Annotated in this window: 20 protein-coding genes; 10 read left to right on the top strand and 10 right to left on the bottom strand. The window is 64.5% G+C overall.

The genetic code is table 11. The annotated features are described in order from the left end of the window. Nucleotides 1-119: 119 nt before the first annotated feature. The 4 genes from EI545_RS00165 to ndk all read right to left on the bottom strand — a co-directional run bounded on the left by EI545_RS00165 (nucleotide 120) and on the right by ndk (nucleotide 3,050). Entirely contained in the window at nucleotides 120-905 is a 786-nt protein-coding gene (locus EI545_RS00165) for a helix-turn-helix transcriptional regulator (RefSeq protein ID WP_164517164.1), read from the bottom strand. 184 nt (nucleotides 906-1,089) lie between these two features. Continuing rightward, nucleotides 1,090-1,758: a phosphoglycolate phosphatase gene (gene gph / locus EI545_RS00160; protein WP_245990226.1), complete on the bottom strand. Its 669-nt coding sequence runs from the start codon at nucleotides 1,756-1,758 to the stop codon at nucleotides 1,090-1,092. Further along, the gene (rpe, locus tag EI545_RS00155; protein ID WP_125323545.1) at nucleotides 1,751-2,443 is read right to left on the bottom strand and encodes a ribulose-phosphate 3-epimerase; all 693 of its coding nucleotides are present in this window, start codon (nucleotides 2,441-2,443) and stop codon (nucleotides 1,751-1,753) included. Before rpe ends, gph begins: the two co-directional genes overlap by 8 nt. Before the next feature lie 184 nt (nucleotides 2,444-2,627). After that, the gene (gene ndk / locus EI545_RS00150) at nucleotides 2,628-3,050 is read right to left on the bottom strand and encodes a nucleoside-diphosphate kinase (protein WP_125323544.1); all 423 of its coding nucleotides are present in this window, start codon (nucleotides 3,048-3,050) and stop codon (nucleotides 2,628-2,630) included. Between the two features lie 129 nt (nucleotides 3,051-3,179). Between ndk and EI545_RS00145 the strand changes: the two genes are divergently transcribed. From EI545_RS00145 to EI545_RS00135, 3 genes are all read left to right on the top strand, one after another. Further along, the gene (locus EI545_RS00145) at nucleotides 3,180-5,030 is read left to right on the top strand and encodes an ABC-F family ATP-binding cassette domain-containing protein (RefSeq protein ID WP_125323543.1); all 1,851 of its coding nucleotides are present in this window, start codon (nucleotides 3,180-3,182) and stop codon (nucleotides 5,028-5,030) included. A 169-nt stretch (nucleotides 5,031-5,199) separates the two neighbouring features. Beyond that, nucleotides 5,200-5,820, top strand: coding sequence for a MarC family protein (locus EI545_RS00140; protein ID WP_125323542.1), 621 nt, complete (start codon nucleotides 5,200-5,202; stop codon nucleotides 5,818-5,820). A 51-nt stretch (nucleotides 5,821-5,871) separates the two neighbouring features. Then, nucleotides 5,872-6,447 (top strand): retropepsin-like aspartic protease family protein, encoded by a 576-nt coding sequence (locus EI545_RS00135; RefSeq protein ID WP_125323541.1) that lies wholly within the window; start codon nucleotides 5,872-5,874, stop codon nucleotides 6,445-6,447. A gap of 133 nt (nucleotides 6,448-6,580) precedes the next feature. On the opposite strand, the gene EI545_RS00130 is transcribed toward EI545_RS00135, so the two are convergent. Together EI545_RS00130 and EI545_RS00125 are read right to left on the bottom strand one after the other, a co-directional pair. Further along, nucleotides 6,581-7,048 (bottom strand): DNA polymerase III subunit chi, encoded by a 468-nt coding sequence (locus tag EI545_RS00130; RefSeq protein ID WP_125323540.1) that lies wholly within the window; start codon nucleotides 7,046-7,048, stop codon nucleotides 6,581-6,583. Nucleotides 7,049-7,145: 97 nt separating this feature from the next. Beyond that, nucleotides 7,146-8,615, bottom strand: a complete 1,470-nt coding sequence (locus tag EI545_RS00125; protein ID WP_125323539.1) for a leucyl aminopeptidase — start codon at nucleotides 8,613-8,615, stop codon at nucleotides 7,146-7,148. Nucleotides 8,616-8,770: 155 nt separating this feature from the next. Between EI545_RS00125 and lptF the strand changes: the two genes are divergently transcribed. From lptF to rsmA, 6 genes are all read left to right on the top strand, one after another. Continuing rightward, nucleotides 8,771-9,886, top strand: coding sequence for an LPS export ABC transporter permease LptF (lptF, locus tag EI545_RS00120; protein WP_125323538.1), 1,116 nt, complete (start codon nucleotides 8,771-8,773; stop codon nucleotides 9,884-9,886). After that, nucleotides 9,883-10,980 carry an LPS export ABC transporter permease LptG gene (lptG, locus tag EI545_RS00115; RefSeq protein WP_125323537.1) on the top strand — a complete coding sequence of 366 codons (1,098 nt, stop codon included), beginning with the start codon at nucleotides 9,883-9,885 and terminating at the stop codon, nucleotides 10,978-10,980. The genes lptF and lptG overlap by 4 nt, the downstream gene beginning before the upstream one ends. Then, on the top strand, nucleotides 10,980-13,145 hold the full coding sequence (locus tag EI545_RS00110) for an LPS-assembly protein LptD (protein ID WP_125323536.1): 2,166 nt from the start codon (nucleotides 10,980-10,982) through the stop codon (nucleotides 13,143-13,145). The genes lptG and EI545_RS00110 overlap by 1 nt, the downstream gene beginning before the upstream one ends. Before the next feature lie 62 nt (nucleotides 13,146-13,207). After that, nucleotides 13,208-14,422 carry a peptidylprolyl isomerase gene (locus tag EI545_RS00105; protein WP_164517163.1) on the top strand — a complete coding sequence of 405 codons (1,215 nt, stop codon included), beginning with the start codon at nucleotides 13,208-13,210 and terminating at the stop codon, nucleotides 14,420-14,422. Then, a complete protein-coding gene (gene pdxA, locus EI545_RS00100) occupies nucleotides 14,419-15,372 on the top strand; it encodes a 4-hydroxythreonine-4-phosphate dehydrogenase PdxA (RefSeq protein WP_125323534.1) in 954 nt (317 codons plus the stop codon). Before EI545_RS00105 ends, pdxA begins: the two co-directional genes overlap by 4 nt. 65 nt (nucleotides 15,373-15,437) lie before the next feature. Further along, complete coding sequence (gene rsmA, locus EI545_RS00095; protein ID WP_125323533.1) at nucleotides 15,438-16,298, top strand: 16S rRNA (adenine(1518)-N(6)/adenine(1519)-N(6))-dimethyltransferase RsmA; 861 nt, start codon at nucleotides 15,438-15,440, stop codon at nucleotides 16,296-16,298. Between the two features lie 16 nt (nucleotides 16,299-16,314). Here rsmA and sucD read toward each other — a convergent pair whose 3' ends face one another. From sucD to EI545_RS00075, 4 genes are all read right to left on the bottom strand, one after another. Beyond that, entirely contained in the window at nucleotides 16,315-17,211 is an 897-nt protein-coding gene (gene sucD, locus EI545_RS00090) for a succinate--CoA ligase subunit alpha (RefSeq protein WP_125323532.1), read from the bottom strand. Between the two features lie 10 nt (nucleotides 17,212-17,221). Continuing rightward, nucleotides 17,222-18,385 (bottom strand): malate--CoA ligase subunit beta, encoded by a 1,164-nt coding sequence (locus EI545_RS00085; protein WP_125323531.1) that lies wholly within the window; start codon nucleotides 18,383-18,385, stop codon nucleotides 17,222-17,224. Nucleotides 18,386-18,469: 84 nt separating this feature from the next. Then, nucleotides 18,470-19,408, bottom strand: coding sequence for an HpcH/HpaI aldolase/citrate lyase family protein (locus EI545_RS00080; RefSeq protein WP_125323530.1), 939 nt, complete (start codon nucleotides 19,406-19,408; stop codon nucleotides 18,470-18,472). An 18-nt stretch (nucleotides 19,409-19,426) separates the two neighbouring features. Next, nucleotides 19,427-20,629, bottom strand: coding sequence for a pyridoxal-phosphate-dependent aminotransferase family protein (locus EI545_RS00075; RefSeq protein WP_125323529.1), 1,203 nt, complete (start codon nucleotides 20,627-20,629; stop codon nucleotides 19,427-19,429). A gap of 146 nt (nucleotides 20,630-20,775) precedes the next feature. On the opposite strand from EI545_RS00075, the gene EI545_RS00070 reads away from it, so the two are divergent. Next, a complete protein-coding gene (locus EI545_RS00070) occupies nucleotides 20,776-22,170 on the top strand; it encodes a helix-turn-helix domain-containing protein (RefSeq protein ID WP_125323528.1) in 1,395 nt (464 codons plus the stop codon).

Genomic DNA, 22,170 nt, shown 5'->3' with positions numbered 1-22,170 from the left:
GAACAGGGTCACAAAAAGCGGAACACGGATAAACTCTACCGTGCCCGAGGCTTATTTGTGCCCCGTTCGTGCCGGATCAGGCGAGTAGGGAAAACCTTACCCAACGTCAACTTCCGGGCTTAGCGTGCGGCATGGGCAGCATCCGGCAGGCGCTGGAAGATCATGTTCAGAAGCGCACCCTTGGCCACCGCCTGCGCCGTCGTTTCTACCGCCAGCGCCTCGCGCGCCAGACGCAGGTGCTTTTCCACCATCGCCGGGCTAACCCCCATCAGCAAAGCTACATCCTGCGTCGTCTTGCCATCGGCCACCCATTCCAGCGCCTCGCGTTGGCGGGGGGACAGGGCACGATGGCGGGACAGTTGGGGCAGGTGCACAATGGTCAGGTGCATCATGTTCGCCACCGCCAGAATCTCTTCCTGACGGGCTGCAAAGATCCGGTCCACATCGGCATGGCTTAGCCCCACGTCGGCAATCAGCCCCAACGCCCCCTTTGACCGCAAGGAAACCTCAGGAAAACTGACAGAGATCCCTGCAGTGACACCCATGCTCGCATTGTGGCGCACGGCCTCTGCCTCTTCCGCTGACAGTTTGCCGGCTTCGAATGCCTCTTTCACCCACGTCCAGGTGCAGGCGCCCGCCGAGCGTTCGGCCCAGCGGAACACCGGGGTTTTGGCATAAAAGCCGCCACGGAAGTATCGCTTCACATACTCCGGTTCACAGGTGGACAGGAACAGCGCGTCATCCGGGTCGCCGATCGTCTTCAGATGGCGAAAACGGGTAAAGCCGTAGTTTACCCGTTGAAAGCCCAGCGTCGCAAAATGGTCGGTGGCAATGCCCCAGGCATCGTCAATGCTCGATGCGGCGGCAATCCGGTTCAACAGGGTCAGAAGCGTCATATCGGTCATTCCAATAGTCCTTAATGCATCGGCCATACCCATAGTTGCAGGTATTGCCGCAAGGTCACCCTTGCCGTGCGGCGAGTGATAAGACTGCTTTTCCGCTCTGTCGAGAAAAGATGCCCCGAAAACGGGCATTGACGGAGAAATGACGGAAGATGTCACCAAATCCGGGGAAAACCTGCCTGTCAGGCTAAAGCCTGCGGGCGATATGGCTGATCAGGCCGGGCAGGGCGGTGAAATCGCTGAAGATCAGCTTCGCGCCCATCGCCTCGGCCGGGGTCTTGCGATAGCCTTCGGTGAACAGGGCCAGCGGCACATTCGCCGCATGCGCCGTTTCAGCGTCCACCTCACTGTCGCCCAGAAACAGCGCCGGACCGGGGCCAAGGGCCGCCAATGCAGCGAGGAGCGGCGCCGGGTCGGGTTTGCGCTCGGGCAGGGTGTCTCCGCCGATCAGTACCCGCATGTCGCGGTCCAGCCCGAAATGACGCAACGCGGCGCGGGCAGGGCCTTCGGGCTTGTTCGTGCAGATCCCCAACCGGTGACCCTGCGCCGACAAGGCCTGCAAAGCATCGCAAACGCCGGGATAAACCGCAGTCAGATCAAAGGCTTCTTCATAAAGCGAGATGAAACTTGCCACCAGGTCCTGATGCAACGGCCCGGTCGGCTCCAGCCCCTGCGCTGCCAGCAACCGGCTGACCAGCACCCCGACGCCATTGCCGATAAACCCCTTGACCACCGCGAAAGGAAAGGGCTCCAACCCTTTGGCCTGAAACACCTTATTGGCCGCAGCATGGATATCCGGCGCGGAGTCGATCAACGTGCCGTCAAGGTCGAAGATCAGGTTCAGGGTATCAGCCAAGGGCCGCCTCAGCCGCGGCGCGGATGGCGCGGATATTGGTGCCATAGCCGCCCGGGTTCGCCACCGAACCGCCCTTGAACACGGCCGAGCCTGCAACCAGCGCATCAGCCCCGGCCTTGGCCACCAGGGGCGCTGTCGTCACCGTCACGCCGCCGTCCACCTCGATATGGACTGGGCGGTCACCGATCAGGCGGCGCAACTCAGCGATCTTCGGCAGCTGGCTGTCGATGAAGCCCTGACCGCCAAAGCCAGGGTTCACCGTCATCACACACACCAGATCCACCATGTCCAGCAAACCCGCCACAGCACCCACCGGGGTGCCGGGGTTCAGCGCGACACCGGCCTTTTTCCCAAGCCCGCGAATGGCTTGCAGCGTGCGGTGAATGTGCGGCCCAGCCTCGACATGGGCAGTCAGGATATCGGCACCTGCGTTGGCGAAAGCCTCAAGATAGGGGTCCACCGGCGCGATCATCAGGTGGACATCCATCACGCCCTTGATATGCGGACGCAAGGCCGCGCACATCGCCGGGCCGAAGGTCAGGTTCGGCACAAAGTGGCCGTCCATCACATCGACATGCACCCAATCCGCGCCCTCAGCTTCAATCGCGCGACATTCCGCGCCAAAATTGGCAAAGTCGGCGGCAAGGATGGAGGGGGCGATCTTGATCGAACGATTGAAGGGCAAAATGGCATCCTTTCGCAGTCAGCGCCTCATATCCCGGCAGTTCCAGCCTTTCCAGCCCCGTTTACATGACATAATACTGATTATACGTTATTCAGACCAGACAAAGCGCCTCTCCCCCGCCACCAGTCTTCAATGAAAAAGGCCCGGCACGATGGCCGGGCCTTTCATAGATCACGGCTGGCAATCAGCCAACCAGTTCAAGCCCCGAGAAGAAGAACGCGATCTCACGCGCGGCAGCAGCCTCGCTATCCGACCCGTGGACCGAGTTTTCGCCCTTGGACAGCGCAAACTCCTTGCGGATCGTGCCAGCGGCCGCAGCAGCCGGATCGGTCGCGCCCATCACTTCGCGGTTCTTCAGGATGGCGCCTTCGCCTTCCAGAACCTGCACGACCACTGGCTCGGACGCCATGTAGGCGACCAGCTCACCGTAAAAGCCGCGCTCCTTGTGCTCGGCGTAGAACGCGCCGGCCTGGGCTGCGGTCAGGTGAATGCGCTTCGAGGCGACAACCCGCAGGCCCGCCTCTTCGAACTTGGCAACGATCTTGCCGGTCAGGTTGCGCTTGGTGGCGTCGGGTTTGATGATCGACAAGGTGCGTTCAACGGCCATGGGATTCTCCAGCTGATTTTGGGCACAACTTGTGCCGGAATGGGACGCGCGGCAGCTATCACGCTCTGCCCGCGTTGAAAAGGTGTCGCGGCATTGACGCCGCCCCCGGCTTCGGGCAATCCCCCGGCCATGCTCAAGATTGAAGACATCACCTACAACGTCGAAGGCCGCCCCTTGTTCGAGGGGGCCACGGCCACCATTCCCACGGGCCACAAGGTCGGCATCGTCGGGCGCAACGGCGCGGGCAAGACCACGCTGTTCCGCCTGATCCGGGGCGAACTGGCGCTGGAGGGTGGCACGATCACCCTGCCCCAGCGCGCCCGCATCGGCGGAGTCGCGCAAGAGGTGCCGTCGTCGGAAACCTCGCTTCTCGATACCGTGCTGCAGGCCGATACCGAACGCGCGGGCCTTCTGGCCGAGGCAGAGACGGCAACCGACCCGCACCGGATAGCCGAAATCCAGGCCCGTCTGGCCGACATTGACGCCTGGTCCGCGGAGGGTCGCGCCTCCAACATCCTGAAAGGTCTGGGTTTTGACGCCGCACAGCAGCTGATGCCCTGCTCGGCCTTTTCGGGCGGCTGGCGGATGCGCGTGGCCCTTGCCGGGGTGCTGTTTGCCCAACCCGACTATCTGCTTTTGGACGAACCGACCAACTACCTTGATCTGGAAGGCGCGCTCTGGCTGGAATCCTACCTCCAGAAGTATCCGCATACAGTGCTCATCATCTCCCACGACCGCGGCCTTCTGAACCGCGCCGTGCAAGGCATCCTGCATCTGGACGCAAAGAAGCTGACCTACTGGACCGGCCCTTACGACCAGTTCGCCCGGCAGATGGCCGAACGCCGCGCGGTCCTGCAAGCCGAGGCGAAGAAGGTCGAACTGCGCCGCGCGCATCTGCAAAGCTTCGTTGACCGGTTCAAGGCCAAGGCATCAAAGGCCGTTCAGGCGCAGTCCCGCGTCAAGATGCTGGAAAAGCTGACCCCGATCACCGCGCCCGAGGATGCCAAGAAGGTGGTCTTCACCTTCCCCGAACCGGAAGAGCTTGCCCCGCCGATCATCAACCTTGATGGCGCAGCCGTGGGCTATGGCGGCCCGCCGATCCTGCGCAAACTGAACCTGCGCATTGATCAGGATGACCGGATTGCCCTGCTTGGCCGGAATGGTGAAGGAAAATCCACGCTTTCCAAGCTGTTGGCCGGGAAACTTCAAGCCAGCGAAGGCAAGCTGGCGCGGTCCTCCAAACTGCGGATCGGTTATTTTGCCCAGCATCAGGTGGATGAACTGCACATCGACGAGACGCCGCTGCAACACATCCAGCGCCTGCGCCCGGCCGAGATGCAGGCCCGCCTGCGCGCCCGGTTGGCGGGCTTCGGACTGATGGCTGATCAGGCGGACACTGTCGTCGGTCGCCTTTCGGGCGGACAAAAGGCGCGGCTGTCGCTGCTGCTTGCCACCATCGACGCACCGCATCTGCTGATCCTTGACGAACCGACCAACCACCTCGACATCGAATCCCGCGAGGCTTTGGTCGAGGCGCTGACCGCCTATTCCGGCGCCGTGATCCTTGTCAGCCACGACATGCACCTTCTGGGCCTCGTGGCGGACCGTCTTTGGCTGGTCAAGGGCGGCGCTGTCACGCCCTACACCGAAGATCTGGAGGCCTATCGCCGCCAGCTTCTGGCTGGTGAAGATGACGTCAAGGTTGCCCCCAAACCTGTTGAAAAGAAACCCAAAGCATCGCGCGACGAACTTCTCGCCCTGAAGGCCGAGGTGCGCAAATGCGAAGACCGCTTGGCCAAACTGAACGACATGCGCGACAAGCTGGCTAAGAAACTGGCAGACCCGGAGTTGTACGAAGGCAGCCGCAAGGGCGAACTCGCCACCTGGAACGCGAAGTATGCCGAGTTGATGCAAGCCCTCGACAAGGCCGAGGCGATGTGGCTGTCCGCTCAAGAAAAACTTGAGGAAGCAGCAGCTTAAGCAGCCCCCCACAGGCAATCCCGCGCCCCCCGGCACCTTCCGCCCCTTGCCCCACAAGGCTGACAGTCTTTCTTCCCAAATACCCGGGGTCCGGGGCAGCGCCCCGGCCCGCAGGTTCCGCTTTCCAAAGCCCGGAAAGCCGGGCTACCCTTCGCCAACCGGAGGTCCGATGCCCGAAACCGCCTTCCTCGTCACCGCTTTCGCCACGCTTTTCGTGGTGATTGACCCACCCGGTCTGGTGCCGCTGTTCATCGCCTTGACCCGTGGCATGGGCCCGGAAAAGCGCCGGGCCATGGCGCGGCGGGCTTGTATTATTGCCTCCGTCCTTCTCCTGCTGTTCGGGCTGGCGGGGGAGGCGATCCTTGGCTTCATCGGCATCTCTATGCCGGCGTTCCGGATTGCGGGCGGTATTCTTCTGTTCCTCACCGCGCTGGACATGCTTTTCGAACGCCGTACCCAACGGCGTGAGGGGCAGCAGGCTGAACCGGACCATGACCCGTCGGTCTTTCCCCTTGCCACCCCCCTGATCGCCGGGCCGGGGGCCATTGCGACCATGATCCTTCTGGTCGGTCAGGCCGGGCCGGACTGGTCGGGCACGCTCTGGGTGATGGGCCTGCTGCTTGGCATGATGGTGGTGACCTATGGCTTCCTGCTGGCCTCGCCACCCTTGGAGCGGATGCTGGGCCGGACGGGGGTGATTGTCATCACCCGGCTTCTGGGAATGTTGCTGGCGGCGCTGTCGGTGCAGTTCGTGATTGACGGGGTGCGGGGCACCGGGTTGATCGGCTGACCTTTCCATATCGCCCCCCTGCCCCCATATCATCGGAAACCGGAGGTTCTGATGGACGGAGAAACCCTTGCCCGTGTCGCCTATCTTGGCGTCATCCTGGTGGCCCTTGGCGGCTGGGTGATGGTCGAGTTCCGCCAGCGCATGGGTCAGGCCCTGCGGATGGGGATGGCCTGGGGGCTGATCTTCATCGGGATGATGGCGGGCTATGGCTTGTGGTCCGACATCCGGCACGACGTGATGCCCCGCCAGATGGTCACCGAGGCTGGCGTCGTCGAGGTGCCGATCGCGCCGGATGGGCACTATTACCTGACGCTGCAGATCAACGGGACGGCGGTGCCGTTCATGGTGGATACCGGCGCCTCGGGCATGGTGCTGGGGGTCGATGACGCGGCGCGGCTGGGTATCGACCCTGACAGTCTGGACTTTCGTGGCGAGGCGATGACGGCCAATGGGGTGGTCCGGACGGCGCAGGTGTCGCTGCCGGTCGTGGAGCTTGGGCCGTTTCGCAACGAAGGGTTCCGGGCCTATGTGACCGAGGGGGAGATGCCGGGGTCGCTTTTGGGGATGGACTATCTGGGGCAGTTCCGGATGGAGTTTGCCGACGGACAGTTGATCCTGCGGCAGTAGTGTCCCGGGCAGGGACAGAGGTCGGATTCAAAGCAATTCAACGGGTTGCGGGGTCGCGTTCAGACAACGTTGACCAAGATTTCCTGAAGGAATCTCGTTCTCTGACAACGGCCTTCTTGGCGCTGGCCACGCTCTAGCGCGCGGGGCTTTCGGCCTTCTTTTCCCAGCGGCCGCCCTCCTCGGACCAGTATTGGGCGGCATGGCCTGCGGCAGTCACGGCTTTCCACTGGGCGCGGGCGGCTTGCAGGCGGATGTCGTCATTGCCGTCGAACAGGACCCAGACCCGTTCCATGACGGCGATTTCGGCATCCTCGGCCCCTGCCCCGTCGATGAGCGCCAGCACTTTGGCGCCATTGACGGGCGCGCCTGCGCCCAGGAGGACCGGCTGATCAGCATCCTGCGGACCGCCTTCGCGGCCATGCGGCAGGAAGCTTTCCTCGCCGCCCTTCAGCCAAAGTTCGGCGTCAAGACGGTCAAGGGTGGCGGGATCAGGGCTGCGGATCATGGCCCGCCAGCCCTGACGCAGCGCGCGGGGCAGGTTCACAGCCAGCGTGTCAGCCGCCGTGGTGCGAGTCTGGTGGTAGAACATCACCGTGCCCATGGGATGTGCCTCTTGCTCAACCCGCTCATCGCTTGTCTTCGACCGCTCTTCGCCGGGCGTACTGCTGCGAGGAGCGACGCGAAGCGAGGGAGGAGCGTCACCTTTCGAACTTGTCGCGGATCAGCCGATCCAGCGCCATGACGCCCCACCCCGTCGCCCCCTTGGGCGCAAGGGTGGAGTCGGATTTCAACAGCGCGGTCCCGGCAATATCGAGGTGGCACCACGGCATGTCGGGCTTGACGAACCGGGCGAGGAACTGCGCCGCCGTCACCGCCCCGGCGTCACGCCCGCAGGAATTGACGATGTCGGCGACCCGGGATTTCAGCTTGGCGTCATAGGCATCACCCATCGGCATGCGCCATGCGCCTTCGCCTTCGGCGGCAGCGGCCTTGAGGAAGGCGTTGCACAGATCATCGTTGTTGGAAAACACGCCGGTGTTTTCATGGCCCAAGGCCACGATGATCGCGCCGGTCAGGGTGGCAAGGTTGATCATGCCGGTGGGTTTGAAGCGTTCCTGCGCGTACCAAAGCACATCGGCCAGCACGAGGCGGCCTTCGGCATCGGTGTTGATCACCTCAATCGTGTCGCCCTTCATCGAGCGGACCACATCGCCCGGGCGCTGCGCGCGACCGTCGGGCATGTTTTCCACCAGCCCGACCAGCCCCACGACATTCGCCTTGGCCTTGCGCAGGGCAAGGGTCCGCATCACGCCAGCGACGACACCCGCGCCGCCCATGTCCATCGTCATGTCTTCCATGCCGCCGGCGGGCTTGATCGAGATGCCGCCGGTGTCAAACACCACGCCCTTGCCGACGAGGGCAAAAGGCGCCTCATCCTTGGGGCCGCCGTGCCATTGCATGACTACGACCTTGGAGGGGCTTTCAGACCCCTGCCCCACGCCCAACAGCGCGCGCATCCCAAGTTTCATCAACTGGTCTTCTTCCAGAATCTCGACATGCAGGCCCAGTTCCTGCATCGCCGCAAGCCGGGCGGCAAAATCATGCGTCGTGAGGATATTGGCCGGTTCATTCACCAGATCCCGGGTGAAGAACACGCCTTCGGCAACGGCGGCCATCGGGGCTGCAGCGCGGGCGATGGCTTCGGCATTGGCAACCATCATGGTCACTGGACCCGGGGTGGATTTTTCACCGCTTTTGTGAGCGTTGAAGTCATAGGCACGCATGGCCAGACCAAAGGCGACCTCAGCCGCCCGGGCGTGACTTTCGGCCAGCACCAGCGTGCCCCCTGCCCCATGGGCCCGGCCCACGGCGGCCCCGGCCTTGCGGGCCTGCGCCACTTCGCAACGTTTGGGCAGGCGCAGAAGATGCAGCGCATCGGCAGCGATGCCAGCGGGGTAGGCAAGATCCATCCCTTCGCCCGGTTTGAGCTTGGCAAAGGCGTCTGACGCAACCGCGCGGGCCAGCGCCCCCTTGGTCAGCCGGTCAAGCCGTCTGGCGCCGGGGCTGAGCGGGGCACCCGCATCGGCAAGTACGGCAATGCGGCCTTTTGCAGAGGCAAGACCCTCAAGATCGGTGGTCTGGAACTGGATCGCAAGCGGTTGGGACATGGGCGGCATCTTTGTCAAAAAGGGGGGGAAGCCCGGACTGGGCGAGCCTACGCCGGAAGGCTACAGTCAGGCATCGGGAATGGCCAGATATGAGTTTTCGCCGCCGGCGAATTCCGCTAGGGTCAGCGCAACATATTGTGGGGACTGAAGTCAGCGTGTCTAGATTCGACAGATATCTGCTGTCGCAACTGCTTCAGTTGTTTGGCTTTTTTGCGCTGGTGCTGGTGGCGGTCTATTGGGTCAACCGGGCGGTCGGGCTGTTTGACCAGTTGATCGGCGATGGCCAGTCGGCGCTGGTGTTTCTGGAGTTCACGATCCTGACCCTGCCGAACGCGATCCGGCTGGTGCTTCCGGTGGCGGCCTTCGCGGCAAGCGTCTATGTCGTGAACCGCCTGATGCAGGAAAGCGAGCTGGTGGTGATGCAGGCCACGGGGTTTTCCGCCTTTCGGCTAGCGCGGCCGGTGATCTATTTCGGGCTGTGCGTGATGCTGATGCAGCTGGTGCTGACCAATGTGCTGGTCCCGGCCAGTCAGCGGGTCCTGAGCGCGCGGAGTGCCGAGATTTCGCAGAACATCACCGCAAGGTTTCTGAATGCCGGGCAGTTCATGCATCCGGCCAAGGGAATCACGCTATACATCCGCGAGATCACCCCGACGGGCGAGCTGATCGACCTGTTCCTCGCCGATGAGCGTGGCGAGGGGGAACGGCTGATCCACACCGCGCAGAAGGCGTTTCTGGTCCGGGGTGAGGTGGCGCCGAAGCTGGTGATGCTGGAAGGATCGACCCAGCAGCTGACGCGGGCCGACGGGCGGCTGGCGGTGACGCATTTTTCGGACTTCACGCTGGACCTTGCGGGGCTGGTGTCCGTGAACGGGGTCGCCCAGCTGCCGCTGAACGCCTTGCCGACGCGGGAGCTTCTGGGGGCCGACCCGGAGGTGCAGGCGGCGCTGGGGGTCAGCGCGGCGGAGATGCTGGAGGAAGGCCATTCGCGGCTTGCCGGGCCGTTGCTGGGGGTTGCGGCGCCGCTGATCGGCTTTGCAGCGTTGATGCTGGGGGGCTTCTCGCGCTTTGGGCTTTGGCGGCAGATGGCGCTGGCGGTGGGGCTGATCATCGGGCTGCAGCTGGCCTGGACCTGGGGCAGCGCCGTTGCCATCCGCACGGCGGGGGGGTGGATGGCCCTGTATCTTGCTCCGGCGCTTGGCGTGCTGGTGGCGGTGGGGATGCTGGTGGTGGCGCAGATGCCGCGGCGGCTGCGGGGGGTGCGGGCGTGACGCTGAGCCTTTACATCGCGCGGCGGTTTCTGGGGACAGTGGGGCGGGTGTTCCTGATCTTCTTCGCCATCCTGATGCTGGTCGACATGATCGAACAGCTGCGCCGGTTTTCCGACGCAGGCGTCGGGCTGGCCGATGCGGCGCGGCTGTCGTTGATGAGCGTGCCCGAGACGCTGTACCGGATCCTGCCGCTGATCCTGATCATGGGGGCGATTGCGAATTTCCTTGGGCTGGCGCGGTCATCGGAACTGGTGGTGGTGCGCGCGGCGGGGCGGTCGGGGTTGCGGTTCCTGCTGACGCCCTTGCTGGTGGCGGTGGCTTTGGGGTTGCTGACGGTGGCGTTCCTGAACCCGCTGGTTGCGGCGACGTCCAAGGCCTATGACGCCGAGCGGTCGGCCCTGTCACGGGGGGGCGGGTCGGTCCTGTCGGTCGCGGACACCGGGCTTTGGCTGCGGCAGGGGTCGGACGAGGGCCAGACGGTCATTCAGGCGGCGCGGTCCAATCTCGATGGAACCGAGCTGTTTGATGTCACCTTTCTGGGATTTGATGCCTCTGGCCAGCCCACCACTCGGATTGAAGCCGATACAGCGAAGTTGACGGATGGGGCATGGGTCCTTTCCGGCACCAAGACGTGGGACCTGGCCAAGCCGAACCCGGAAGTTGCGGCCGAGGCGGCGACGGCCGAGGTCTTGCTGGCGTCGGACCTTACGGCGGAGCGGATCCGTGACAGTTTCGGCACGCCAAGCGCCATCGCCTTCTGGGACCTGCCCGGTTATATCAGCGATCTGGAACGGGCGGGCTTTTCGGCGCAGGCCTATCGGCTTTGGTTCCAGATGGAGTTGGCCCAGCCGCTGTTGCTGGCGGCGATGGTGCTGGTGGCCGCCGGGTTCACCATGCGGCATGTCCGCTTTGGCGGCACCGGACGGATGGTGATCTATGCGATGGTGGCGGGCTTTGGCATCTTCTTTCTGCGCAACTTCGCGCAGGCCCTGGGTGAAACCGGGCAGATCCCGATCGTGGTGGCGGCATGGTCCCCACCGCTTGCGGCCTGTCTGATGTCGCTTGGCCTTTTGCTGCATCTGGAGGATGGCTGATGGCCCATTCTCTGGCCCGTTCCCTTGCCCGCCTGCTGGCCGTGACCTTCGTGCTTGTGACCCTGTCCTTGCCCGCCATGGCACAGGACAAGGCCACGCTGATTTCGGACAGCATCCAGATCACGGGCGACACGCGGCTGATCGCCGATGGCAATGTTGAGGTGTTCTTCAAAGGCCGCAGGCTGAGCGCCGAGCGCATCGTCTATGACCAGTCCACCGACCGGCTGGAGATTGTCGGCCCGATCGTGCTGACCGAAGACAGTGGCGATGTGCTGATCCTTGCCTCGCAAGCCGAGCTTGCCGCCGACCTGAGCGAGGGCATTCTGACCAGCGCCCGGCTGGTGCTGAACCGGCAGCTGCAGCTGGCGGCCAACCGGATCACGACCGTCGCAGGGCGCGAGACCACGCTGGAACAGGTCGTCGCCTCCTCCTGCAAGGTGTGCGAAGGCAGCCCCACCCCATTGTGGGAAATCCGCGCCAGCCGCGTTGTCCATGACCAGGAGCAGCGGCAGATCTATTTCGACAATGCGCAGTTCCGGCTGGCCGGGGTCCCGGTGTTCTACATCCCGCGCCTGCGGATGCCAGACCCGACGCTGGACCGCGCGACCGGGTTCCTGATGCCGTCGATCCGCACGACCTCCGATCTGGGGACGGGGATCAAGGTTCCCTATTTCGTCGTGCTTGGAAAATCGGCCGACCTGACGTTCGAGCCCTACATTACGGCGCGCAACAGCCAGACGCTGGGGCTGCGCTACCGGCAGGCCTTCGCCACCGGCCAGATCGAGGTGAATGGCGCGATCACCCGCGATGATCTGATGCCCGGCGATACGCGCGGCTATCTGTTCGTGGACGGGAAATTCAACCTGCCCATGAACTTCGGCCTGACGATCAAGGGCCAGACCGTGACCGACCCGGCCTATCTTCTGGACTATGGCATTGCCAACCTTGACCGTCTGGACAGCCGGATCGAGGCCAGCCGGACCCGGCGGAACGAACATATCTCGGCCCGGATCATCAGCTTTCAGACGCTGCGCGATGGCGAGGACAACACGACGATCCCGTCGATCATTGCCGATCTGACCTTTCACCGCCGCTTCTCGCTTGGCCCGCTGGGGGGCGAAGGCGGGCTGCGGCTGCAGACCCACAACCACTATCGCAGCTCGACCAATCCGCTGGACGGGGCCGACAGCGACGACATCGCCGATGGCCGCGACATGGGCCGCATTTCGGCCCGGATCGACTGGCGACGCAGCTTCTTTCTGCCGATGGGGATAGAAGCGACCGTGCTGGGCGAGGCGACGGCGGATGCCTATACCGTGGCGCAGGATGCGCTGTTTGAGCAGCAGACCACTCGCACCCATGGCAGCGCCGGGGTCGAGTTGCGCTGGCCATGGCTGAAGGTCGGATCAAGCGGTGCCACCCATGTGATCGAACCTGTCGTGCAGTTGATCTGGTCGTCGTCTGACGCGGAAAGCCTGCCGAATGAGGATTCGGTGCTGGTCGAATTCGATGAGGGCAACCTGTTCTCACTGGACCGGTTTCCGGGGTCGGACGCGGTGGAGCGCGGGCCGCGCGCCAACCTGGGGATCAGCTGGACCCGGCATGACCCCGCAGGCTGGACCATGGGGGCAACGCTGGGCCGTGTCTACCGCGAGGCGGATCTGGGCCAGTTCGGCCCGGGGTCCGGTCTGGACGGCCAGCGGTCGGACTGGCTGGCTGCGGTGAATTTCGATCTGGCCAACGGCATTGCGATCACGGCGCGGGTTGTCATGGACGACGATCTGGACCTGACCAAGGGCGAAGCGCGTCTGGCGCTGAACGGGACCCGCATGGCGCTGGCGACCAGCGTGATCTGGGCGGTGGCTGATCCTTTGGAGAACCGCCCCGATCCGACGCAGGAAGTCACCTTTGACGCAAGGCGCAAGCTGACCGGCAACTGGACCGGCAAGGTGTCCGGGCGCTATGACTTTGTCGCCGATCAGGGCACGGTGGCCGGTCTGGGTCTGGAGTTCCTGAATGAGTGCGTGCGGCTTGATGTTTCCCTCTCGCGTCGGTTCACGTCATCCACTAGTGTAACGCCGACAACGGATTTCGCCCTGTCGCTGGATCTGGTCGGGTTCGGCAGCGGGGTGACCGGCGGCCCGGCACGGACGTGTCGGCAATGACCGGATGGTGGCGGAATCGGCGGGCAGAGACCCGAGGGAAGCAGGAAAGAGCGGCTGAGGCGATGGCATTTTCCTTTGTAAAACGGCAGGCGGCGGTTCTGCTGTGCAGTGTGGCGCTTATGGCCGGGCACCCCGGCTTGGGCGTGGCGCAGGATCTGTTTGCTCCACGGATGACCGTGAACAACCGGGTGATCACCGGCTATGAGGTGGAGCAGCGGGCGATGTTCCTGCAAGTGCTGCAGGCACCGGGCAACCCCGAGGATGAAGCCCTGAAGGGCCTGATCGAGGACCGGCTGCGCCAGTCCGAGGCGGACCGTCTGGGCCTGACTCTGACGGATGAGGAAGTGCTGCAGGGCATGAACGAATTCGCCAGCCGCGCCAATCTGACGGGTGAGGGTCTGGTGGCCGAACTGGCCAAGGTCGGCATCGCGGCGGAGACGTTCCGGGATTTCGTCTCGGCCGGCCTTCTGTGGCGCAAGGCGGTGCGGGGCAAGTTCCTGGGCCAGGTACCGGTCAGCGAGAATGACGTCGACATGGCGCTGGAAGCCATGACCCGGCCCCGGGCCTTGCGGGTTCTGGTGTCGGAACTGGTGATCCCTGCCCCCGAGGGCGAGGATGAGGGGGCGCTGGCGCTGGCGAGCCGGTTGTCGGATGAGATCAGCAGCGAAGGCGCCTTTGCCTCGGCGGCGCGGCAGTATTCGGCGGCACCGACGGCGGACAATGGCGGGCGGCTGGACTGGGTGCCACTGGCAAACCTGCCTGCGGCAATCGGGTCAGCGGTGCTGGCGCTAGGTCCCGGCGAAGTGTCTGACCCGGTCGTGGTGCCCGGTGCCGTGGTTCTCTTCCAGCTGCGCGACGTGGCGCGGGACGAAAGCGCCGAGCCGATTGCGGTAACCGTGGAATGGGCTGAGTTTCTGGTGCCTGACGATGCCGCCGAAATCGCCCGCATCCGCGCCGAGGCGGACAATTGCATGGACCTTTACGGTCAGGCGAACGGTCTGCCGGAAAATCGGCTGACGGTGACAACCCAGCCCGCCGGCGAAGTGCCGGGCGACGTCGGTCTGGAACTGGCGCAGCTGGACCCGGGCGAAAGCAGCATCGCGCTGACCCGGGGCGGGTTCCGGCGGCTTTTGATGCTGTGCGGCCGTGAGGTGACGCAGGCAGAACCGATCGACCGCACCGCGGTGCGGGAACAGGTGATCAACCAGAAGCTGGAAGGCATGGCGGAAGGCTATCTGGAAGAGCTGCGCGCGGCCGCCATCATCCGCGAGCCGTGAGCCTGCGGCCGATCCTTCTGACCTCGGGCGATCCGTCCGGCATCGGGCCGGAAATCGCGGTGAAGGCCTGTCTGGCAGGCGAACGCTTCGTCTGGCTGGGCGATCCGCGCCATTTGCCCAAAGGCACCGCCTTTCGGGAAGTGACCGATCTGGCCGAATTGGTCCCGCAGCGGGTGCTGCCGGTGCTGCGTCACGATTTCGCGGCCCCTGCCCTGCCCGGCCAGCCTGATCCGGCCAATGCGGCAGGGGTGATCGCGGTCATCGAGCGCGCGGTCAAGCTGGTGCTTGCGGGCGAGGTTTCGGCCATCTGTACTGCACCCATCCACAAGAAGGCGCTGAAAGACGGGGCCGCATTCGCGTTTCCGGGCCATACCGAGTTTCTGGCGCATCTGGCCGGGGTGTCGCGCGTGGTGATGATGCTGGCCTGCCCGGACCTGCGCGTGGTGCCCACGACGATCCACATTCCGCTATCCGAAGTGCCCGTAGCGCTGACCGAAGCCTTGCTAGAGGAGACCATCCGCATCACCCATGCCGGGCTGATCCGTGATTTCGGGATCGCCGCACCCCGGCTGGCGGTGGCGGGGTTGAACCCGCATGCTGGCGAAGGCGGGGCGATGGGCTGGGAGGATGAACGGCTGATCCGCCCGCTGGTGGCCCGGCTGGCGGCCGAGGGGATGGCGATCTGGGGGCCCTTGTCGGCCGATACGATGTTCCATGCGGCGGCCCGGGCGGGCTATGACGCGGCGGTCTGCATGTATCACGATCAGGCGCTGATCCCGATCAAGACGATCGACTTTGCCGGCGGGGTGAATGTGACGCTGGGCTTGCCCTTTGTGCGCACCTCGCCCGATCATGGCACGGCCTATGACATTGCCGGGCGCGGGGTGGCGGATGCGACGAGTCTGGTTGCGGCGTTGCGGATGGCGCGGGAGATGGCGGCGCGGCGGTAGGCGTGGAAGCGGGGGCCAGCCCCCGCACCCCCGGGATATTTGTGCCAGAATGAAAGGCTGTTTGGGTGGGAACGATTGACGGGCTGCCACCGCTGCGTGAGGTGATCCGGGCGCATGATCTGGTGGCCAAGCGGCAGCTGGGCCAGAATTTCCTGCTGGATCTGAACCTTACGGCAAAGATCGCACGTTCCGCCGGTGATCTTTCGGGCTGCGATGTGCTGGAGGTTGGACCCGGCCCCGGAGGGCTGACCCGTGGCCTGCTGGCCGAGGGCGCGCGGCGGGTGCTGGCGGTGGAGAAGGACGCGAGGTGCATTCCGGCGCTGGAGGAGATTGCCGCCTCGGCCCCCGGTCGGCTGGAGGTGCTGCTTGGCGATGCGCTGGAGGTGGACGTGCTGGCGCACCTGACCCCGCCGATCAAGGTGGTGGCCAACCTGCCCTACAATGTGGGAACGGAACTGCTGATCCGCTGGCTGTCGGCGCCCTGGCCGCCCTATTGGTCATCGCTGACGCTGATGTTTCAGAAAGAGGTGGCCGAGCGGATCGTGGCAAAGCCCCGGACCGACCATTACGGGCGGCTGGCGCTGCTGGCGCAGTGGCGGTGCAATGTGGCCATCGTGATGGTGTTGCCGCCCGAGGCCTTTACCCCCGCGCCCAAGGTCCATTCGGCGGTGGTGCAGTTGACGGCTCTCGCTGAACCCCGTTTTCCCTGCGATTTCGGGGTGTTGCAGCGGGTAACGGCCATGGCTTTCGGCCAGCGCCGCAAGATGCTGCGGTCATCCTTGAAGGGCATGGGGCCGGGGATCGAAGGGCTGCTGGAAAGCGTGGGCATCCCGCCCACCGCCCGGGCCGAGGAGATAGGGCTGGAGCAGTTCTGCGCGCTGGCGCGGGCGGTGGCGGGACAGAACGAGGCCCTGCCCCGGGCTTGACCCGGGGCGGGGTCTTTCAAGCAGCCTGACGTTTCGCGAGGACGCGGGCCATGGTCTCGCCCATGGCGGAGGGGTTGGGGGCGACGGTGATACCGGCGGCCTCCAGAATCTCGACCTTTTCCTGCGCGGATTCGCCGAAGGCGCTGATGATCGCCCCCGCATGGCCCATCTTGCGGCCCTTCGGCGCGGAAAGACCGGCGATATAGGCGACGACGGGTTTGGTCATGTGGTCGCGGGCGTAGGCGGCGGCCTCGGCTTCCTGTGGGCCACCGATTTCGCCGATCATCATCACGGCGTCGGTGTCAGGATCAGCTTCAAAAAGGGCGAGTATGTCCTTGAAACTGCTGCCATTGATCGGATCGCCACCGATGCCGACACTGGTCGAGACGCCAATGCCAAGGGCCTTCATCTGGCTTGCAGCCTCATACCCCAGCGTGCCCGAGCGACCGACGATGCCGATCCGGCCCGGCATGTAGATGTGCGGCGGCATGATGCCCATGAAGCCCTTGCCGGGCGAGATGATCCCGGCGCAGTTCGGGCCGACGAGGCGCATCTTGCGTTCCTCGGGGTAGCGTTTCAGGAAGCGTTTGACCTTCATCATGTCCTGCGACGGGATGCCGTCGGTGACGCAGACGGCGGTTTTGATGCCTGCATCCGCCGCCTCCATGATCGCGTCGGCGGCGAAGGGGGGCGGGACGAAGACGAGGCTGGCCTCGGCGCCGGTGGCTTCAACGGCTTCGCGGACGGTGTTGAACAGCGGGCGGTCGAGGTGGGTTTCGCCGCCCCGGCCCGGGGTGACGCCGCCCACGACATTGGTGCCGTGCTTGATCATGTCGGCGGCGTGGAAAGCGCCGATGCGGCCGGACATGCCCTGGACGATGACTTTCGTGTGTTCGGTGATCAGGATGGCCATTTTGGGCTCCTCAAGCAGCTTTGGCGGCGACCGCTTTGGCGGCGGCCTCGGCGAGGGTATCGGCGGAGATGAGGGGAAGGCCGGAGGTCTCAATAATGCGCTTGCCCTCCTCGACATTGGTTCCGGCGAGGCGGACGACGACGGGGATGGTCAGGCCAACCTCTTGATAGGCTTTCACAACCCCTTCGGCGACCCAGTCGCAGCGGTTGATCCCGGCGAAGATGTTCACGAGGATGACGCTGACGTTGCGGTCGGCAAGGACCGTGCGGAAGGCGCGGACGACACGCTCAGGGCTGGCGCCGCCGCCGATGTCGAGGAAGTTGGCGGGTTCGCCCCCGGCCAGCTTGATCATGTCCATCGTCGCCATCGCAAGGCCCGCGCCGTTGATGATGCAGCCGATGTCCCCCTCCAGCCCCACATAGGCGAGGCCGTGGTCGCCGGCGGTGGATTCGCGGGGGTCTTCCTGGCTGCGGTCGCGGAGTTCCGCGACTTGAGGACGGCGGAACAAGGCGTTGGTGTCGAAGGACATTTTGGCATCAAGTGCCACAAGGTCACCCGCGCCGGTGATGACCAGCGGGTTGATCTCGACCATCACGGCGTCAAGGTCGCGGTAGGCGCGGTAGCAGGCTTTCAGGATCGTGACCATCTGGGCGATCTGGCCGCCTTTGAGGCCAAGCTGGAAGGCCAGTTCGCGGGCCTGGAATTCGGACAGGCCGACGGCGGGGTCGATGGTCATTCGGCGCAAGGAGCCGGGGTCGGTCTCGGCCAGTTCCTCGATCTCCATCCCGCCATGGGCGGAGGCTACGATCATGATGCGTTCGGATTTGCGGTCGAGGACGAAGCCGAGGTACATCTCGCGGGCGATATCCGAGGCGGCTTCGACCCAGAGGCGGTAGACACCCTTGCCGTTGGCGTCGGTCTGCTTCGTCACCAGTTGCTTGCCGAAAAGCGTGGCGGCGAACGCGCTGACCTCATGTTCGTCGCGGCAGAGCTTCACGCCGCCTGCGGCACCCCGGCCACCGGAGTGGATCTGGGCCTTGACCACCCAGGCGCTGCCGCCAAGCTCGCGCGCGCGGTAGCCGGCCTGTTCGGGGCTATAGGCGAGGCCGCCGCGGGGAACCGGCACGCCGAAGCGGGCGAGGATTTCCTTGGCCTGATATTCGTGGATATCCATCAGAAACTCCCCTCAACGGGACGAATTTTCTGCGAAAATTCGTTCTATGATTGCGCGAGTTTTCGCAGAAAACTCATGTTTCGACTATCGTCCGGCGATCGCTTCCGCGACGGCCAGCAAGTTGCGTGCCATCTTTTCCGACGCGGCATCGATCATCTTGCCGTCAAGGCTTGCGGCACCCTTGCCCTGCGCCTCGGCGAGCTTCAACTCTTCCAGGATGCGGCGGGCCTTGGTGACTTCGGCCTCGGTCGGGCTGAAGACCTCATTTGCCAGTGCCACTTGTGAGGGGTGAATCGCCCATTTCCCCTCACACCCCAAAGCGGCAGCACGGCGGGCGCCGTCCCTGTAACCCTCGGGGTCGGAGAAATCGCCAAAGGGGCCGTCGATGGCACGCAGCCCATAGGCGCGGCAGGCGATGACCATGCGCGAGATCGCGGCATGCCACTGATCGCCCGGATACATCGGGTTGAGACCACCGATATTGGTAGTGCGGGCGCGCATGCTGGCGGCGTAGTCGGCAACGCCGAAGTGCAGCGCCTCCAGCCGGCCGCCGAACTGGGCGATGGTTTCGACATTGGCCATGCCAAGGGCGGTTTCGATCAGCGCCTCAAGCCCCACACGGGTGGTATAGCCCTTGGCCTGTTCAATCTGGTTGACCATGGCTTCGACCATGTAAAGGTCGTCACGGACGCCGACTTTCGGCACCAGCAGGGTGTGGACGCGGCTTCCGGCCTGTTCCATCACATCCACCACATCGCGGTACATGTAATGGGTATCCAACCCGTTGATGCGCACCGAAACGGTCTTGCCCTTCGCGGCCCAGTCGATGTCATTCAGCGCCTGGATGCAGTTCTTGCGGGCCTGTTCCTTTTCAGGCGGGGCCACCGCATCCTCAAGGTCGAGGAAGACGTAATCGGCGGGGCCTTCGGCGGCCTTGTCGATCATGCCGGGGTTCGACGCAGGGACCGCGAGTTCAGACCGCTGGAGCCGCTGCTTGCGCAGCGGGTAAAGAGTATGGCTCATCTATCTGTTCCTAATGGATTATTCAGCAGCCATGCGCAGGGCGGCTTCGGCGGTGCGGCCTTGGGCGTACCAGGCTTGGGCGGCAGCGACACCCGAGCCGAATTCGATATCCGCCCCCGCCTCGACCAGCGCCATTTCGGCCACGGCGATGGCGGTCAGGCACATGCCTTCGTTCAGATCGCCCAAGTGGCCAATGCGGAACACCTTGCCCGCCAGACGCGAGAGGCCCGAACCGAAGGAGGTGTTGTACCGCTCATACCCGATGCGGATCACATCGCGGGCGTCGACTCCGTCCGGCACGCGGATAGCCGTGACGGTGTTCGAGGCAAGCGAGGGGTGCTCGGCGCAGGGGGAAAGGCCCCAGGCAGCGACGGCGCGACGGACGCCTTCGGCAAGGCGGGCGTGCCGGGCGAGGACGTTGTCGAGGCCTTCAGCATTGATCCGGTCCAAGGCGCGGCGCATGCCGTGCAGGATCTGTGTCGGCGGGGTGTAGGGGAAATAGCCCGTCTCGACCGTCTGCTTGAAGTCACGGAATTCGAAATAGGCGCGGCGCATGGTCGAGGTTTCCGAGGCCTTCATGGCCTTTTGCGACACGCCAAGGATGCCAAGGCCAGCGGGGCACATCAGGCCCTTCTGGCTGCCGGTGACGGCCAGATCGACGCCCCAGTCATCCATCCGGAAGTCGATGGAGCCGACCGAGGACACCCCATCAACGAAGAGCAGCGCGTCGTGGAAGCAGTCGTCCAAGGCGCGGCGGACGGCGGCGATGTCACTGGTGACGCCGGTTGCGGTTTCATTGTGGGTGACGAACACGGCCTTGATCTCACCCTTCCGGTCCGCGGCCAGTTTGCGCATGAATTCGTTGACCGGCGCCCCTGCCCCCCAGGCGATGTCGATCACGTCGACGGTCAGGCCCAGACGCGTCGCCATCTCGGCCCAGAGGGTGGAAAACTGGCCGTGCCGCGCCATCAGCACCCGGTCACCGGGGTTGAGGGTGTTGGTGATCGCCGCTTCCCAGGCGCCAGTGCCGGAACCGGGGAAGAGCATCACCTGACCAGTGGTGGTGCGGAACACCTTCTTCAGGTCGGCAAGGATGGACAGGGTGAAAGCCCCGAAATCCGGCCCGCGCTGATCTTGCATCGGCACGTTCATCGCCATGCGCACGTCTTCCGGCACGTTGGTCGGGCCGGGGATGAAAAGGTGATTGGTTCCGGTGCGCATGCTGTCCTCCCGTTTGGTTAAGCTCTCCTGTCACCAATTTCGGGATGTGCAAAAGCAATCTGGGTCGCGCTGTAAATGCGAAAGTTTACACAATGGATTTTCTGTAATATTGTAAAGACCACAAAACCTGACAGGTGTGCGACGGTATGCAGAAAACCTTTATCGGTCCGCACTTGCGGCGCTTGCGGCTGGAGCGGGGAGAGACCCAAGGCGCAATGGCGCGGGTGCTTGGGATCAGCCCGTCCTACGTCAACCTGCTGGAGAATAACGAACGGTCGGTTTCGGTTCAGGTGATGCTGAAGCTGTTCGAGGCTTACGGCGTCGACTGGCGCGAGATTGCCGAGGAAGACGGTTCCGGCGCGCTGGCCGATCTGCGGGCGGCGCTGCAGGACCCGCTTTTCGCCGAAGCGCGACCGGACCTGACGCAGCTTCGCGCGGCGCTGGTCCATGCGCCGGACCTTGCCAGCGCCTTCTTGCGGCTGCACCGGTCGTGGCAGGCGGCGACCGACCAGCTTTTGTCACTGAACGAAGGCGACGTGCGGGCGATCAGCGCCACGCCTGAGGCGGCCGTGCACAACGTCTTTCGCCGCCAGCGCAATCACTTCCGCGATCTGGAGGAAGCGGCCGAAGCGTTCTGGACCGCCCCGGTGGAACGGGATGAGGTCTATGTCGCGCTCAAGCGGCGGCTGCGGGATCAGCTGGGGATTTCGGTGCGTCTGGCGCGGGTCGAGGATCTGCCGGGCACCCTGCGGCAGTATGATGAGGGGCGGCGGGAAATTCTTTTGTCCGAGGCTTTGGACCACACCAACCGCACCTTCCAGCTTGTCCATATGTGCGGCTTGCTGGAGCAGCGCGAGCTTCTGGACGGGTTGATCGACCGGGCGGGGATTGCCGACCCGCGGGGGGTGGCGCGCTTGCGGGTGGAGTTGGCGAATTACTTCGCCGCCGCTGTCCTGATGCCCTACGCGGCCTTTCTGGCCGAAGCGCGGGCGACGAAATACGACCTTGACCACATCGCCACGCGGTTCGGGGTCAGTTTTGAACAGGCCTGCCACCGGGCAACGACGCTGCAGCGCGAGGGGGCGCAAGGGGTGCCGTTCTTCTTTCTGCGGATCGACAAGGGCGGCAACGTGACCAAGCGCTTCAATGCGACGGATTTCCATCTGGCCGAATATGGCGGGGCCTGCCCGCGGCTGGATGTGCATACCAGCTTTCGCACGCCGGGGAAGATCGTGCCGCAATTCGTTGAAATGCCGGATAAATCGCAATACTTCGTCTTTTCGCGCACGGTGGACCGGCCAACCTGGATCCGGCATGCGCAGGACAACCGGCTTGCCGTGGCGATGGGCTGCATGATCGAACACGCGGGCGAGATCGGCTATGCCGAGGCGTTCTCGGTCGCCGGGGCGCGGATGGTGCCGATTGGCATCAACTGCCGGGTCTGTCCGCGCGCCAACTGTGACCAGCGGGCGCATCAGGCGACGATCCTGACGCAGCCGGTGGATGAGAAACGCAGGGGCGCGACGCGGTTTGATGGGTAG

The sequence above is a fragment of the Tabrizicola piscis genome, from assembly GCF_003940805.1.
GTDB classification, from domain to species: Bacteria; Pseudomonadota; Alphaproteobacteria; order Rhodobacterales; family Rhodobacteraceae; genus Tabrizicola; species Tabrizicola piscis.
Note: the sequence above shows the minus strand (reverse complement) of the source record. Positions and strands in the feature narration are given on the sequence as shown.

What these genes read in the sequence shown, in the direction of transcription:
- EI545_RS00140 (WP_125323542.1), top strand. Translation starts at nt 5,200, where the DNA reads ATGCCCGAAACCGCCTTCCTCGTCACCGCTTTCGCCACGCTTTTCGTG.
- EI545_RS00135 (WP_125323541.1), top strand. Translation starts at nt 5,872, where the DNA reads ATGGACGGAGAAACCCTTGCCCGTGTCGCCTATCTTGGCGTCATCCTG.
- EI545_RS00075 (WP_125323529.1), bottom strand. Translation starts at nt 20,629, where the DNA reads ATGCGCACCGGAACCAATCACCTTTTCATCCCCGGCCCGACCAACGTG.
- EI545_RS00085 (WP_125323531.1), bottom strand. Translation starts at nt 18,385, where the DNA reads ATGGATATCCACGAATATCAGGCCAAGGAAATCCTCGCCCGCTTCGGC.
- EI545_RS00130 (WP_125323540.1), bottom strand. Translation starts at nt 7,048, where the DNA reads ATGGGCACGGTGATGTTCTACCACCAGACTCGCACCACGGCGGCTGAC.
- ndk (WP_125323544.1), bottom strand. Translation starts at nt 3,050, where the DNA reads ATGGCCGTTGAACGCACCTTGTCGATCATCAAACCCGACGCCACCAAG.
- EI545_RS00145 (WP_125323543.1), top strand. Translation starts at nt 3,180, where the DNA reads ATGCTCAAGATTGAAGACATCACCTACAACGTCGAAGGCCGCCCCTTG.
- EI545_RS00110 (WP_125323536.1), top strand. Translation starts at nt 10,980, where the DNA reads ATGGCCCATTCTCTGGCCCGTTCCCTTGCCCGCCTGCTGGCCGTGACC.
- EI545_RS00125 (WP_125323539.1), bottom strand. Translation starts at nt 8,615, where the DNA reads ATGTCCCAACCGCTTGCGATCCAGTTCCAGACCACCGATCTTGAGGGT.
- EI545_RS00080 (WP_125323530.1), bottom strand. Translation starts at nt 19,408, where the DNA reads ATGAGCCATACTCTTTACCCGCTGCGCAAGCAGCGGCTCCAGCGGTCT.
- EI545_RS00165 (WP_164517164.1), bottom strand. Translation starts at nt 905, where the DNA reads ATGACCGATATGACGCTTCTGACCCTGTTGAACCGGATTGCCGCCGCA.
- EI545_RS00070 (WP_125323528.1), top strand. Translation starts at nt 20,776, where the DNA reads ATGCAGAAAACCTTTATCGGTCCGCACTTGCGGCGCTTGCGGCTGGAG.
- EI545_RS00105 (WP_164517163.1), top strand. Translation starts at nt 13,208, where the DNA reads ATGGCATTTTCCTTTGTAAAACGGCAGGCGGCGGTTCTGCTGTGCAGT.
- sucD (WP_125323532.1), bottom strand. Translation starts at nt 17,211, where the DNA reads ATGGCCATCCTGATCACCGAACACACGAAAGTCATCGTCCAGGGCATG.